This window comes from Coleofasciculus sp. H7-2 (genome assembly GCF_042747725.1).
GTDB lineage: Bacteria > Cyanobacteriota > Cyanobacteriia > Cyanobacteriales > FACHB-T130 > FACHB-T130.
Map to the genome: position 1 here is coordinate 315,171 of NZ_JBHZGO010000101.1, position 14,198 is coordinate 329,368.

The window sequence follows — 14,198 nt, forward strand, 5'->3', positions numbered from 1 at the left end:
TGAAACTAGCTGTAGGCTCTCCAATTTTGTTAACTCCTTTTTAAATACATATAGGCTGTAGGCAGGGAAAACCCCAAGCGATACCCGCACCTACTGAGCCTCAGCGATGAATTTGAGCGGCGACGTACTGCGCGTGCGTTCTTGTTGCACTTTCCCCTAGCCAGGTTGGTCATGTCCATATCCACTCCCAGTTTAAAGGAATTTATCGAGCCAGTTCCCGTTTGCGAACAAACAGCGGCATTGGTGAGGGTGCTGGAGATTTTTAGCTCTGGCAGTTACGATCGCCTGGTGGTGGTCAGCGAACAACAACATCCACTGGGAGTCATCAATCTGCGGGCAATCATGCCTCATCTTCTAGTAACAAACTCGTTCAGCCAAGAAAATTATTTGGTTGCTCCTTTGACGCTGGATTTACAGCAACCACTGTGTCACCTAGATTTCCCTCTCATTGAAAGCTTGGCAACGTTGCCAAGCGAGCTTTCTGTGAATGAATTTCGGCTGTATTTGCGTTGCAATTCCCAAATACGGCAACAGTGGGCGGTGGTCGATCCAACTCATCAATTCTTGGGTTTGTTGGATAGCGATCGCATCTTGAAATTCATGGCAACCGCCGAAGGCAGCGAGGAATGGGGCATGGGCAGTAGTCAGAAGAGGGCTTCCCAGGCGTATGCCCGTGAAGAACTCAAAGAAGAGGCAGTAGGCTTGCAGGAAGCAACTTCGCTCCGAGAAGCCGCCCTCCGGGCATCCGGGCATCTACGCAAACCGCCCTTCCCGTGGTCAGTAGCAACAAACACGGCTCAACTCCCCGCTTCGGGGAAGCCGACGGGGGCAAAAGAGGGGCGGTACGGCGGACACCAAACAACAGCCTCTTGGGCAGCCGTCATGCCCTTGGTGCAACTGCTGGAACAACTGCCATTGCCTTTAAGATTGCAAACAAGTTCTGGACAAGCGATCGCCCAGAACCTGACTTGGCGTCAGCAGATTGGGGATTTTGACCCTACCCTGGTACAGCAAGCGGCACCTGCCAGATTAGATTCCTTGCCCGCTGCGTGGAGCGAGAGATTCGTCGGAAGTTCTAGCGCCCAAGAAATTCAGTCTCATCGGCGATGGGAGCCTTCAAAGCCAAACAACCGACCCGATTCGGGTGCAGCTGAAGCCTCTGTTGGCGGCGATTCTGCCAGCGTGATGTCAGCGACAGAAGCCGCCATTACTCAAAACAACCCTCTGGGCAATTCGTCAGCAACCCAGCCCTCTAGAACCTGGAAAAAGAGCAACGAGCGCATTTGGCAGTTCGTCAAAATTCCCCTGCGGCAGAACGGGACTGAGTTAGGACTCCTAGGAGCGTTTGGCGAGCCAGTACAGGAGTTACGAGGAAATTCTGATATTCCCTCTTCTTCCTCTTCACTCAGTCCTGACAAGCAATCTTCAGCACTCAGCACTGACTTATGGCTGGTGATGGCGACTGATGTCACCGAACAGCAGCAGGTTGCCAAGGAACTGACGGCTAAAAATGCGGATTTAGTACAACTCAACCGGATGAAGGATGAGTTTTTAGCCTGTATCAGCCACGAACTCAAGACTCCCCTAACTTCCGTGCTGGGTTTATCCAGCTTGCTAAAGGATCGGTTACTGGGAGAGCTGAACGAGCGTCAGGCACGCTATGCAAAGCTGATTCATCAGAGTGGGCGTCAGTTAATGACGGTGGTCAACGATATTTTAGATTTGACCCGCATGGAGACGGGGCAGATGGAACTGACGATAGAACCCGTGAATATTCTGACAGTGTGCGATCGCGCCTTATCCCAAGCCAGACAACTCCAGACCTTGAAAGACGAACCGGCGACGGGGCAAGAACCAGCCAGCAACGCCAAAGAAGAACTGCGCTTTACGCTCAGTATCGAACCTGGATTAGAAACTATCGTGGCGGACGATTTGCGTCTGCGCCAGATGCTCGCGCACCTGCTTTCCAACGCCCTCAAATTTACCGAAGCTGGCGGCGAAATTGGGCTGAAAGTGAGTCGGTGGGAAGGCTGGATTGCCTTTATTGTCTGGGACACTGGCATTGGTATCCCAGACAGCAAACAACATTTAATCTTTCAGAAATTCCAACAACTAGAAGATCCCATGACCCGCCGCTTTGATGGCACAGGACTGGGACTGGTTTTAACCCAAGGTTTGGCTCGCCTGCACGGTGGGGATGTTTCCTTTATCTCCAAAGCCGGTCAGGGAAGCCAGTTTACCCTGCTACTTCCTCCCATTCCCCCCCCTCGCCAGGAGGAAGGAGGCAGGATGAAGGCTCAAAAAAATCGGGATGCATCCTTCATTCCGCATCGTTCATCTTTGAACCGCAATCGGTTGATTTTGATTGTCGAAGCCGCACCCCAGTACATCGACCATTTAACCCAGCAACTCACCAGTTTAGGCTATCGAGCCGCGATCGCTCGTTCCGGGACAGAAGCCCTCGAAAAGGCACGGCGATTCCAGCCACAAGCCGTACTGCTCAACCCGTGCTTGCCCCTGCTTTCCGGCTGGGACGTTCTGACTCTGCTCAAATCAGACGACCAAACCTGCCACATTCCAGTTATCGTGACAGCCACTAACGCCGAAAAAGAGCAAGCCGCCTCCAACCGAGCCGATGGCTTTTTAACTCTGCCAGTCCAGGCGGAAACTTTACGCCACAGCCTGACTTGTTTAACCAAGCCAAAGCAATGCACCAACGTTAGCCTGACGATTTTACATATCACTTCTGTTGAGCAAGCCGAAGCGGAATTCTCGCCCACCGCCTTGGGACTCTCGCCAAATCACCGGGTTCTAGAAGCCGACGATCTAGAACAGGCAGAACTTTTGGCTCGCGTTTGGCAGCCGGATGTCGTCATCCTTGATGGTGGGGATCTAGAAGATCCGCTTGCCTATCTCAAACAGCTCGCCTCACAAACGACCCTTGCTTCTCTACCATTAGTAACCCTAGATCGCCCGACCGCTGAGGCGGCAAATCAAGTGAGCAGTCTTTGTGTCTTTCCCTGTTTGGCAGCGGATGGGAACGATCGTACCGCAGCTTTATTGCAGGTGATTCAGATTGCCGTCGGGATGAGTTGTAAGCCCAGCATTTTAGTTGTAGATGCGCGATCGCTAACGGATTTGTCCGAAAATTGCGATCGCTACCCGACAAGCGAAGCCTTCGACCCCCGATTGTTCGCTAAACCCCAGTTGGGCGGCTCTACGGCATCCCCTCTGGTTCACTACCTGCAAACAGCCGGGTTTAGAAGTATACTTTCGCGCTCTTGGACTGAAGTGTTGCGGCAACTTCAACACCAAAACGTTGATTTGTTGCTGATCGATCTGGCAGATATGGAGCTAAATCCAGCCTTGATGGAGGCGCTGGCTTCCTTGGGACAGATGCCGTTTCTACCGCCGATTTTGGTGCTGGAGCATCAATGGGATGGGGTCGATGAACCTACCTCAGAGTTGCAGGCAATCCTCAGCGCGATCGCTACCAAAATTCTGCGCGTACCCGCCCTATCGATGGCAGAAGTGTTAGACCAGATTCACCAAACCCTTACCCAAGCTAGTTACTAGCCTCATCCTCGCTTCAGCTTCTCGTTCCCTGCTCCCAGACCTAACCCCCCGCCCCTTCCCTATGTAGCTTGCTTCCAAGGGAGCGGTGGGAAGGGGAGCCATATTCAAAGCCCCTCTGGGTGTCGGAGAGGTGGTTTCGGTATTAGGGGGTTAGGTTTGTCTTATCCGAAAAGTATTGGGATGGGTTTATCTATAAGCAGTAACTTTTTATACACCAGTTCTACGTTATTTTCCCTTGACATTGCCTAATTCGCTTGAGTATATTGCACTAGAACAAATGTTCTACTTGAGGACGGCGTTCCCGGTCAGATGGCAACACTCGGCTGTAGAAAATTTACCTGCAACGGAGTAACTTTGTTATGGAGAAAAAGCATGAATAAATTGGCATCCAAAGACAGCAAAGAACAGATTCTGGAAGCCTTCAAACAACTGATTGCAGACCAGAAAAAAATTGATTCAAAAATAGCGACCAAGGAACAAGAAGCAGAAAAAGAAAAAAACAAAGAAATTCTTCAAGCTGCTTCCACCTATACCATTGATAGTATTGTCAAAGGTCTAGCCGATCTGCAATTAGAGTTTGGCGGTATTGTCTCTGGAGTGTCCGCAAAATTAACTGGTGAAACTTCAAAGTTAGACGAACTAAAACGGGCGCTAGACATTGAAACGCAGCATTTGCAAGAACTTCAGCAAATCAGAGTAGTAGCAGATGCGTTGCACATCTTGACGCAAGAACACCAAGAAAACCTAAAATGGCTTGAACAAAAAACAGCCAGCGAACGGGAAGCACTGGAAAAACAACAGTCTACCATCCGCAAATCTTGGCAAAAAGAGCAGGAAGAATTTGAAATAACACTCCAAGAACAAAATGCTCTATTAACTGCCGAACGCCAGCGGGAAGTTGAAGAGTATCAATACGATTTAGAACGGACTCGGAAAATGGAGACAGATGAGTACGAAGAAATTAAGCGAAACCTGGAACGGGAATTGCAAGAATCTGAGAAAGAGAAAGAAAAACAGTGGTCAGATCGAGAAAACAGTCTGACAAAGCGTCAAGCAGAATTTGCAGATCATCAACAGAAAATCGCAGGATTTCCTAAAGAATTGGAGGACGCCGTTAAAAAAGCCAGAGAAGAGGCAATCAAAGACGTTCACCAAGATGCTAAAGTGCAATCTGATTTGTATGAAAAAGAGTGGGAAGCGACTAAACAGGCAAATGAATTTAAAATTCAATCCCTAGAGCAAACAATTCAAAGACAATCTGAACAAATAGCAGAAATTACTGCCCAACTTCAAGCCGCTTTGAAGCAAGCACAAGATATTGCCATGAGAGCCTTTGAAAACTCCTCCGCTAAATTGACAAGCACCGAAAAGAGAAATTAGAAATTTGCTTCTAGCTGGCTCCAGAGTAAATAGCGTTTCTCAAAAATAGGAGATTATCAATGGCAAGAAAACCCAACGACAAAAACACCAAGGCTGAAATCTTAGCGGCGTATGAGGAATTAAGTAAGGAGAAAGCAGCGCTAGACTCGCAAGTGAAACAACTGAATCAAAGTAACCCACCGGCGATTAAAGACAAACAGCCATTGGAATCGAGGATAACAATGAATCAGGCTACTGCGGATCAACAAAAAATGGATCGGGTAATTGAAAGTCTGGCGAAACTGCAATTAGGATTTGGGGGTGCTGTCAGCGAGTTGTCAGAGAAACTGACATTAGAAGCTTCTAAGCTACAAGAACTCAGGGGTTCTGTCGCCACAGAGGTTAAAGAATTAGAATATCTGCATAATTTAGAAATCGCTGAAGGAATGTTGGATACGCTCATCCAACAGTATGAGGAAAGTTCCAAAACTTTTGAAGAGGAACTTAGCCAAAGACGTGAAAATTTAGAACAAGAAACTCTAGAGCAAAAAAGCGCTTGGTTCAAAGAGCAAGAAGAACGTAAACGCTCCATTAAGGAGCGCAATGAAACGCAAGCTAAAACGCGACAACGGGATGTTAAAGAGTATAAGTACGATCTAGAACTCCAACGCAAAATCAACCAAGACGAGTCCGATCAAACCAAGAAAGGTTTGTATAAGCAACTGGAAGAATTCCAGCAAGAAGAAGAGAAACAGTGGGATGAGCGGGAGAAAGCGATCGCTGAACGAGAAAAACAATATGACGAGGCGAAAGCTAAGGTAGAAGTATTTCCCAAAGAACTGGAAGCGGCTATCAAAAAAGCCAAGGAAGAAGGCAAAGGCATTGCCCATCACCAAACCAAAATTAAGTCTGATTTGTATGCTAAAGATGTGGAAATGCAAAAGCGTTTTCACGAACAGAGAATTCAGTCTTTAGAGGAGACAATTCGCAATCAGGACGCGCGGCTTCTCAGCCTCTCGAAACAACTCGATTCTGCGCTCAAGCAGGTTCAGGATCTGGCGGTTAAAGCGATTGAAGGTGCTTCAAATGCTAGTTCCTATCAGTCGCTCAAAGAAATCACGCTGGAGCAAGCGAAAACCCTCCAGAAAAACAAATAAGATGATTCGTTGAATTGCATAGATTGTAGAGACGCGAAATTTCGCGTCTCTACAGAAGGGAAAATTCTGGCATCTTTTTACTAACCGAACCGTTTATCATCTGCTGCTTCTACGGCGCAGCTAGCATCCCTCCTCCAAGACCCGCATCGTGCAACCGCTGGGCACCAATATTGCGGCTGAGTACCGCCAGTCCCGCCAAATGCGCTTGCAAACCTGCTGTGCTGGCGCAGCAGTCAGTCAGTACAAGTGGTTCAATGCCGATATCGAACAGATCCATCGCCATCTTCAACACGCACATATCGGTATCGATACCGACGACAGAGATCCGCTGAATCGAATTTTCGCGCAGGTAGTTCGCCAGTTTGTCTGGCATTCCGCACAGTCCCGACTTTGAGAACACAAGTTCTGGCTTGGCAAAGGGTTCGAGTTCCGAGACAAGGTTTGTTTCTGCGTCGCTGTCGCAGCCGTGCCAGTTAAGAAAGCGACAGTACGGCCCGTCGGACACATTGATAAAGCGCGTAAACAGAATTGGCGCGTACTCGTGGCGCTGGAGCAAGCGGACAACACGCTCCGGAATATGATGCGTGAAGTCGTTGATAAAACCAGATTGCACATCGACGATGAGTAATGGCTCGGACATCTAAACGCTTTCCTTCGGCAGCCTTGCTTTCTACTATGAGCTGATTATCTCGTAACCTGCCCCTACAGCCGCATCGTACAGAAGACGCGATCGCGTCTTCATCTTCTGGCTGCACCAGGTCAATTGCACGCAGACGATAGGGCAATTCCGGCGAGTCACGCAATTCTTGTTCTCATACAGTGCTATCAATTGCCGCACAATTTCGGGAAGGCGGCGATTTTAGTTTCTCAATCTACAGTTCTCCTAGCGGAATATAGTATATTTGGATGAAATCCCTTCAATGCATCCCCGCAACCAGCGTTCGGCAAGCAGAATTGCGATCGCTCTGAATTTTCGTAGCTGTTTTAAAATTGGATGACTATCCATGACTGCTTCCCCGTTTTTATTACCTAGCGCTGCTCACCTGAAGCGACGTACATTTTCTCGCCGCTCTCTACTGCCCTTAGAGCAGAATTTTCTCTGGCAAATCGAGACTGGGGTAGTTCGCACCTTGACCTGGCTCGAAGACGGCACACCCATCACGCTCGGTTTATGGGGGCCAGGAGATATTGTTGGCAGAGTGCTATCCAAGGCTGACCCTTATCAAATTGAATGCCTAACCCTGGTAGAGGTAAAAATTCTCCCTGTTAGCAAGTGTCAAGAAGCCACCGAGTCGATGATTCTGCATATTCAGCAATTTCAAGAATTAATCGAAATTCTGCATTGCAAATCGGTGGATGCTTCACTGCTGCGACTGTTGACTTGGCTGGCGAAAAAGTTTGGTCGTGAAATTGAGCAAGGAAAACAGATCGATTTGCGCTTGACGCATCAGGAAATTGCCGAACTCATCGGTGCCACCAGAGTCACGGTGACGCGACTGCTCAATGAATTTGAGAAGCGGGGAATTATTCAGCGCCTGCCTCACCGCTTCATTGTTCTGCAAGAGCAACAGCCGTTCTGGCACTACGAAATTTAATCCGATTAAACTACATCACTTTCAGTTGTACAGAGGCTGAGTGGTGAGCGATACAGAGAGTAAAGGGCGGCAGAATTTGTCGCGGGTGCGCGATCGCACGCTTTGCAAACGAGCGCACCTATCTGGCGTGGATGCGGGTGCGCGATCGCTCTGATGGTTGGCGTCGTCATCGTCCGCCTTCGCAACTTCTTTCCACCCAGCAGTAACGTTGTTGCTACCTAATTTCTCAAGTTAATGAGTATGCGGGGAAGGTCTTGGCGTGTTGGGGTTTTACATAAACTTGCTGCTGTGGTTTCAGCTGCAACTGGTTCAGGCGATCGCGCGTAATATAGGCTATCACTTCCTGACCATCCTTAAAACGCAACTCAACTTGAACTTCCCAACCTAGATGCACAATGCGGTTGACCTTGGCTGGGGCAGCATTTTCTTCAGGCATAGTCTGGATTGCGACATCGTGGGGACGCAAAAATACATCAGAAGTTGGCGACTCCAAATTTGATAAGCGAAAAATGCCAGCAGTACTCGGTAGAACATTCACCGGACCAACGAAACTCATCACAAACGGGGTTGCTGGTTGATCATAAATCTCTGCGGCAGTCCCTACCTGTTCCACCCGACCTTTGTTAAACACCACAATTTGATCCGCAAGTTCCATTGCTTCTTCTTGGTCGTGGGTGACAAACACGGTGGTGACATTCACCCGTTCGTGTAAGTGTCGCAAGGAAGCTCGCAGTTCTTTACGCACTTTGGCATCCAAAGCTCCAAACGGCTCATCCAACAGCAAGACTTCGGGATCGACAGCCAAGGTTCTCGCCAAAGCCACCCGTTGCCGCTGTCCGCCAGAAAGCTGAGATGGGTAGCGATCGCCAAAGCCATTGAGCTGCACCAAGTCTAAAAGTTCCTCTACCCGGTGTCGAATCCTGACTTTGGGCGCTTTGCGTAACTCTAGACTAAAGGCAATATTTTGGCGAACGGTCATGTGCTTAAACAGCGCATAGTGCTGAAACACAAAGCCGATGCCGCGCGATCGCACACTTTGCAGGGTCACATCCCGATCGGCGATTTTGATTCTGCCACTGTCTGGAGCCTCTAAGCCTGCAATCAGCCGCAATAAAGTGGATTTCCCCGATCCAGAAGGTCCCAAGAGTGCTACTAAAGAGCCACTTTTAATATCTAAATTTACCTCTGAAACCGCTTGAAAGGAGCCAAATCGTTTGGATACGTCTTGAATCAAAATACTCATAGCGACTGTTTCCCAATTTTCCTAAAGTGCGGGTTCCCTTGATAAACAACCGAGTTAGGTTAAATGAATGCCTTTAATCTACGGTTCATCGCTCAAGTTACTGTACATTTAATACCATAAAACTAACAACACTTCTATCCGAGGTACGAGGCTGGCTGGTTCGATGGGGAACTCCGCTCGGAAGATAACTCACGAGAGCCTAGCTACGCATTGATTACAAGGCACTGAGGAGCAGAGGAAAGATTGCCATGTACAGGCGCTCTTTTCCAATTCCCAAAGGCTGTAAAATTTAGGCAATTAATCTACAGTTTACCGATCAAGATTAAATAATTTGTGGTCAGAATTTCTGATTAATCTTTTCCAGGCTGGGTAAACAAACTCAGCTAAATGGGATGACGAGGGAAAAAAGTAGCGATCGCGCCCTGACTTCCCGTAGAGAGAGTAGCAATTTAATCTTTGGTTAACCGGACATATCCGGGCGTAGTGGTATAATGATGCCAGAGTTGAGGATACCGCTATTGTCAAATACGTCACCCCAAGGGAAGCTACCCAGACTCTTGGGGTTCACGAACGGACGCTCCGACGTTGGCACGAAGAGGGAAAAATCGAAGCCATCTGGACGGAAGGAAAACAACGACGATACAACGTCGAAAGCTATACAGCTAGAGCTAAATCTGGAGTGGATACCCGGATTGACATTCTCTACGCCAGAGTCAGTTCTCACGCTCAAAAACCAGACCTCGACCGACAAGTTGAATACCTACGCGACAAATATCCAGGTGGAGAAGTCGTCTCAGAGATTGGAGGAGGTCTTAACTTCAAGCGCAAGAAAATGCTTACCGTACTGGGACGAATCATGTCAGGAGATATCAAGCGCCTTGTGGTCGCACACAAAGACCGACTGGCACGATTCGGATTTGACTTGTTTCGATGGATCTGCGAACAAAACAGGTGTGAACTCGTGGTTTTCAATGAATCAAGTCTCTCTCCTCACGAGGAAATGGTTGAGGATATACTCGCCATCCTTCATTGCTTCAGCTCAAGGCTTTACGGACTCCGCAAATACAAGACTCAGATGCAAGAAGATCCGGATTTACCCAAGCGTCGAACTCGGTAAAATTTGGCGTAAATGGTTAGCAGCTTGCAGATACTGTTTCAATCAAGCTATTGCTTATCAGCGGCCAAATAAGCGAACAAGCTTGCTAAAGTTAAGAAATATTATTATGCGGTCTGACTTACCTGAGTGGGTAAAAGAAACGCCTTGTCACATTAAACAAAATGCCATCTTTGATGCTCATCGGGCATACAGCGCCAGTGTTGATGCTAGGTTCAGGAGTTGCCGAAATCTTCAGCAAACAATTAAGTTCAATAATAGCAATTTTAGTTCTGGTTGCTGGTATCCCAAGTTAACTAAAGGGCTTAGTTTTACTGCATCTGAGACATTACCAGAAAACTGCTCAGCCGCTACGCAGCTTACATTCTCCTCATGTAGATGGTTCGCTATCGTTCCAGAAGAAATGGTAGTGGAGAGGAAAGAGAAAGATGGCATTATTGCCCTAGAGCCGGGAGTCAGAACGTTTTTGACTGGATTTGATGGTCATCGCTTTGTTGAGTTTGGTTATGGGGATATCGGCAGAATTACCCGATTGTGCCAATATCTTGACGACTTAATCAGTCGAATGAGTAAGGTTTGTCGAAAACAACGACGAAGAATGCGGCAAGCAGCTCACCGGATGAGGATTAAAATTCGCCACCTCATTGATGAAGCCCACAAACAGATTGTTTGCTATCTAACTGACAATTATCGGGTTATATTTCTTCCGACCTTCGAGACTTCCCAAATGGTTGCCAAGGCTCGAAGAAAGATTCGGTCAAAAACGGTTAGGTCAATGCTGGCTTGGGCGCATTACCGCTTTGAACTGTTTTTAGCTCAAAAAGCAGAAATGACTAACACAATTGTCATTACAGGTTCAGAGGCTTATACCTCCAAGACCTGTACCAAGTGTGGTCATATTCATCAATCCCTAGGTGGCTCTAAGGTGTTTAAATGCCCATCCTGCGGTCATACGTTACCACGAGATATGAATGGTGCTTTGGGCGTTATGCTCAGAGCTTTGCGGGATACCGCCTTCACCGTTAGTGATGATGGTGTTGCTATCGCTGCATTGTCCGGAAATTTTCCGTATTGTGTCGCGTAAATGTATCAGGGAATCAAAAAGTCCAGACCCCAAGAATCCCTCACCAGCTTTTGGCTGTACTGCCTTTTTGAGAAGTGTCCCATCAGTCTCACCAGCGAGTGCATCCCATTTTTGAAAATTTATCATCTGTAGGAGCGCCCAACCACGCTAATGTGCAATAGTAAGAGGCTGCCTAGGCAGCCTTAGTCTGTATAGCCTAGAGTTTACTCGTCAGGCGTTTTAGAAAAGTGGGATGCACCCGCTGGACTCGCCCTTCTGTAATCAGCAGGCTCATATCTTGCCAGCAACCTGAATTTGGTCAAAAATTGCCCCCTCAGCAAAGAATTTCTTCTGGACATCATCCCAACTCCCCAAATCTTGAATTGTGAAGAGAGTTTGGAGTTGGGGATAATTCTGAGCTACTTCTGCTACCACGCTAGGATTAACGGGGCGATATCCTAACTTCGCAAATTCTTGTTGGGCTTCCTTCGTGTAAATAAAATCGACAAATGCTTGTGCAATTTGTCTGGTGCCGTGTTTATCAACGTTTTTGTCTACAAGAGCGACAGGGTTGTCGATCGAAATGTTAACGTCGGGTACCACAGAAGGTAGTTTCTCACCATTCTGCTGAGCCAAAATTACCTCGTCTTCGTAGTTGAGTAAGACATCTCCCTTACCTTGCTTAAAAAATATATCGCTAGCCTGACGCGCATTGTTGGTTAGCACGGGGACGTTTTTATAGACTTTGGTTGCAAACTCCTGCGCTTGAGCTTCATCACCCCCTTTTTGCGTCACAGAACCCCACAAAGCCAGGAAATTCCAAATAGCAATACCAGATGTTTGGGGTTAGCTGTAATGATACTCAGGCCATCTTTTGTCAAGTCTTCCCAAGTGTTGATGCCTTTCGGATTGCCAGGGCGGGTAACAATAGCGACGACGGAACGGGTAACAATGCCACCTCTGGGAGATTTTTTTTCCCAACCTGGTTGAATTAAACCTGCTTCCTCAATTTTATGGGTGTCAAGGGCAAGTGAGAGATGGACGATATCTGCTTCTTGCGAGCCATCAATGACAGCACGAGCTTGGGAGCTAGATCCGCCATAACTCTGCTCGATAGTGACGTTTTGGTTATGTTCTTTTTGCCAATTTTCTACAAATTTCGGTACGATCTTCTCGTAAGCTGCTTGAGTAACCGAATAGGAGACGAGGGATAGCTTTACGTCACCACCTTTAGAAGCTGAGTTAGCGTTGCTACCACAGGCAGCGATCGCCATGCTCAAGCTCGCTCCTATTAAAAATAGAGACAAAAAATTCCTGATGGAATGACCGTTTGACCAACTTTTTATCGGTCGTTTGCACCACTGTCCAAGAGCTTGCCAAGCATTAACAAAATAATGCTGAACGTTCGCGATCGCCTGCCTCCCTTGCTTGGGAAAATGTTGCCATTTGCTCATCAAGATCCTCACTAAGACTTGCTGCAATAACGGGCAATTTTACTGTTCTAACTCAACCAAACTTACCGCTGATGTAAGCCTTAGCTTCTTGAGTACGAGGAGGATTGAAAATTTCTTCGGTAGGACTGAACTTGACTAATTTTCCTCTGCGCTTGCCGCTTGCATCTGTTTCTGTATTGAAAAAGCCAGTTAAATCTGATATTCGCGAAGCTTGCTGCATATTATGAGTCACCATAATCATGGTGTATTGTTCTTTAAGCTCGCGACAAAGTTCTTCAACCTGCTGAGTTGAAATTGGGTCGAGAGCCGAACAGGGTTCATCCATTAATAGAACATCGGGCTTCATAGCGATCGCTCGTGCAATGCAAAGCCGCTGCTGCTGTCCTCCAGATAAAGCTGTCCCCTTCTCTTTTAACTTGTCTTTCACCTCATCCCAAAGCGCAGCTCGCCGCAGCGATTGCTCTACCAGTTCAGCCATATTTCCCTTATAACCATTCGCACGCGGGCCAAAGGCTATATTTTCGTAAATTGACTTTGGAAAAGGGTTTGGTCTCTGGAATACCATCCCAACTTGACGCCGGATTTTAACCGGATTAATCTTGCCATCATAAATGTTTTTCCCCTGGTAATTAATCTGGCCTTCTACCCTGGCTCCAGGTATTAAATCGTTCATCCGGTTGAAGCATCGCAAGAAGGTACTTTTGCCGCATCCTGAAGGGCCAATAAAAGCGATGATTTTTCTTTCAGGAATTTCCATATCGACTTCCTGAAGCGCCAGAAAATCACCGTAGTAAACCTTAACACCTTGGGCGTTAAGAACCGGGTTAGTTTGCGTGCTTTGAGCTTTTTTTGGGGAGCGCATATCGTGTACTTTCCAGTATTTATTACATTAAAGCTTTTAACGTTGAGTTTTGAGTTTATGCCACGAAGGAATTACGAGGCATTTGAGCAATCTTTTTAAATTAACTCTAAAAAATCCTAACTTTACTTAGGACTTTATTTAAATGCAGAAAAGCGTTGCCGGAGGTATATTGCTGTACCATTTAAGACCAAAATCAATAACAGTAAAACAATGATTGACGCTGCTGCTGCATTAGCAAAACCAGGCTCAGGGCGAGTGATATAGGTATAAATTTGAATGGGCAGAGCCATAAAGCGCTGAAACAAACCAGGATTAAATGTGAGAAAACTCACAGCTCCGACAACAATTAAAGAAGCCGCATCGCCAATGGCACGGGAAACGGAAATAATCACCCCTGTTAACGGGACTTGAACTTTGTTCAAGCCCAAACAAGCCCTAAATGGGCTAGGTGTAAGGCAAATACGTCAGTATTCTCCTGAAGCCAACGGACAAACCGATAGGATATAGCTGTTCTAAAAGCTGACAAAGCTTCAGGAAATGTATTCAACGGTTTATTAGCCCAACATCGTCTTAATCCTCCGGTTAATTGTTGCCAAAGGATAAAACTATAGGCACAGAAGACTAATATCAAATGTCGATGAAGGCTTCTGATACTTCGTGTCTGATATTCTCTTAGTCCTAACCATCATGAGAGCTTCACGGTAGAATACTTCCACCCAATTTCTTTGGGAGTAAGTTTTAACTATCCATTCACACGTTGCCTTTTCATGAGCAA

Annotated in this window: 11 protein-coding genes and 3 pseudogenes; 6 read left to right on the top strand and 8 right to left on the bottom strand. The window is 47.1% G+C overall.

Features of this window, described 5'->3' with window-relative positions:
- Positions 1–171: 171 nt before the first annotated feature.
- The 3 genes from ACFW2W_RS21530 (at position 172) to ACFW2W_RS21540 (ending at position 6,092) form a co-directional block, all read left to right on the top strand.
- Positions 172–3,576: an ATP-binding protein gene (locus ACFW2W_RS21530; RefSeq protein ID WP_378182992.1), complete on the top strand. Its 3,405-nt coding sequence runs from the start codon at positions 172–174 to the stop codon at positions 3,574–3,576.
- 372 nt (positions 3,577–3,948) lie between these two features.
- A complete protein-coding gene (locus ACFW2W_RS21535) occupies positions 3,949–4,956 on the top strand; it encodes a hypothetical protein (RefSeq protein WP_378182995.1) in 1,008 nt (335 codons plus the stop codon).
- 59 nt (positions 4,957–5,015) lie between these two features.
- Positions 5,016–6,092, top strand: a complete 1,077-nt coding sequence (locus tag ACFW2W_RS21540) for a hypothetical protein (protein WP_378182998.1) — start codon at positions 5,016–5,018, stop codon at positions 6,090–6,092.
- Between the two features lie 109 nt (positions 6,093–6,201).
- On the opposite strand, the gene ACFW2W_RS21545 is transcribed toward ACFW2W_RS21540, so the two are convergent.
- From ACFW2W_RS21545 to ACFW2W_RS21555, 3 genes are all read right to left on the bottom strand, one after another.
- On the bottom strand, positions 6,202–6,669 hold the full coding sequence (locus tag ACFW2W_RS21545) for an isochorismatase family protein (RefSeq protein ID WP_378183062.1): 468 nt from the start codon (positions 6,667–6,669) through the stop codon (positions 6,202–6,204).
- The gene (locus ACFW2W_RS21550) at positions 6,566–6,895 is read right to left on the bottom strand and encodes a hypothetical protein (protein WP_378183068.1); all 330 of its coding nucleotides are present in this window, start codon (positions 6,893–6,895) and stop codon (positions 6,566–6,568) included. The genes ACFW2W_RS21545 and ACFW2W_RS21550 overlap by 104 nt, the downstream gene beginning before the upstream one ends.
- A gap of 80 nt (positions 6,896–6,975) precedes the next feature.
- Positions 6,976–7,098, bottom strand: a complete 123-nt coding sequence (locus ACFW2W_RS21555) for a hypothetical protein (protein WP_378183001.1) — start codon at positions 7,096–7,098, stop codon at positions 6,976–6,978.
- Here ACFW2W_RS21555 and ACFW2W_RS21560 point away from each other — a divergent pair.
- Positions 7,097–7,687 (top strand): Crp/Fnr family transcriptional regulator, encoded by a 591-nt coding sequence (locus tag ACFW2W_RS21560; RefSeq protein WP_378183004.1) that lies wholly within the window; start codon positions 7,097–7,099, stop codon positions 7,685–7,687. The genes ACFW2W_RS21555 and ACFW2W_RS21560 overlap by 2 nt on opposite strands.
- A 226-nt stretch (positions 7,688–7,913) precedes the next feature.
- Here the strand turns inward: ACFW2W_RS21560 and ACFW2W_RS21565 are convergent, their stop codons facing one another.
- Positions 7,914–8,930 (bottom strand): sulfate/molybdate ABC transporter ATP-binding protein, encoded by a 1,017-nt coding sequence (locus ACFW2W_RS21565; RefSeq protein ID WP_378183007.1) that lies wholly within the window; start codon positions 8,928–8,930, stop codon positions 7,914–7,916.
- A gap of 517 nt (positions 8,931–9,447) precedes the next feature.
- Here ACFW2W_RS21565 and ACFW2W_RS21570 point away from each other — a divergent pair.
- A complete protein-coding gene (locus ACFW2W_RS21570) occupies positions 9,448–10,047 on the top strand; it encodes an IS607 family transposase (RefSeq protein WP_378183065.1) in 600 nt (199 codons plus the stop codon).
- Positions 9,935–11,128, top strand: a complete 1,194-nt coding sequence (locus ACFW2W_RS21575) for an RNA-guided endonuclease InsQ/TnpB family protein (protein WP_378183010.1) — start codon at positions 9,935–9,937, stop codon at positions 11,126–11,128. The genes ACFW2W_RS21570 and ACFW2W_RS21575 overlap by 113 nt, the downstream gene beginning before the upstream one ends.
- A gap of 270 nt (positions 11,129–11,398) precedes the next feature.
- Here ACFW2W_RS21575 and ACFW2W_RS21580 read toward each other — a convergent pair.
- The 4 genes and pseudogenes from ACFW2W_RS21580 to ACFW2W_RS21595 form a co-directional block, all read right to left on the bottom strand.
- Positions 11,399–12,561 (bottom strand): annotated as a pseudogene (locus tag ACFW2W_RS21580) (sulfate ABC transporter substrate-binding protein).
- A gap of 52 nt (positions 12,562–12,613) precedes the next feature.
- Positions 12,614–13,423: a phosphate ABC transporter ATP-binding protein PstB gene (gene pstB / locus ACFW2W_RS21585; RefSeq protein ID WP_378183013.1), complete on the bottom strand. Its 810-nt coding sequence runs from the start codon at positions 13,421–13,423 to the stop codon at positions 12,614–12,616.
- A gap of 134 nt (positions 13,424–13,557) precedes the next feature.
- Positions 13,558–13,824, bottom strand: a pseudogene (locus tag ACFW2W_RS21590) (phosphate ABC transporter, permease protein PstA); the annotation flags it as partial.
- Between the two features lie 17 nt (positions 13,825–13,841).
- Positions 13,842–14,198: pseudogene (locus ACFW2W_RS21595) on the bottom strand (IS701 family transposase); the annotation flags it as partial.

Bases quoted from the DNA above. Each gene is read 5' to 3' on its own strand.
- ACFW2W_RS21565 (WP_378183007.1), bottom strand. From the start codon at position 8,930: ATGAGTATTTTGATTCAAGACGTATCCAAACGATTTGGCTCCTTTCAA.
- ACFW2W_RS21560 (WP_378183004.1), top strand. From the start codon at position 7,097: ATGACTGCTTCCCCGTTTTTATTACCTAGCGCTGCTCACCTGAAGCGA.
- pstB (WP_378183013.1), bottom strand. From the start codon at position 13,423: ATGCGCTCCCCAAAAAAAGCTCAAAGCACGCAAACTAACCCGGTTCTT.
- ACFW2W_RS21540 (WP_378182998.1), top strand. From the start codon at position 5,016: ATGGCAAGAAAACCCAACGACAAAAACACCAAGGCTGAAATCTTAGCG.
- ACFW2W_RS21530 (WP_378182992.1), top strand. From the start codon at position 172: ATGTCCATATCCACTCCCAGTTTAAAGGAATTTATCGAGCCAGTTCCC.
- ACFW2W_RS21535 (WP_378182995.1), top strand. From the start codon at position 3,949: ATGAATAAATTGGCATCCAAAGACAGCAAAGAACAGATTCTGGAAGCC.
- ACFW2W_RS21555 (WP_378183001.1), bottom strand. From the start codon at position 7,098: ATGGATAGTCATCCAATTTTAAAACAGCTACGAAAATTCAGAGCGATC.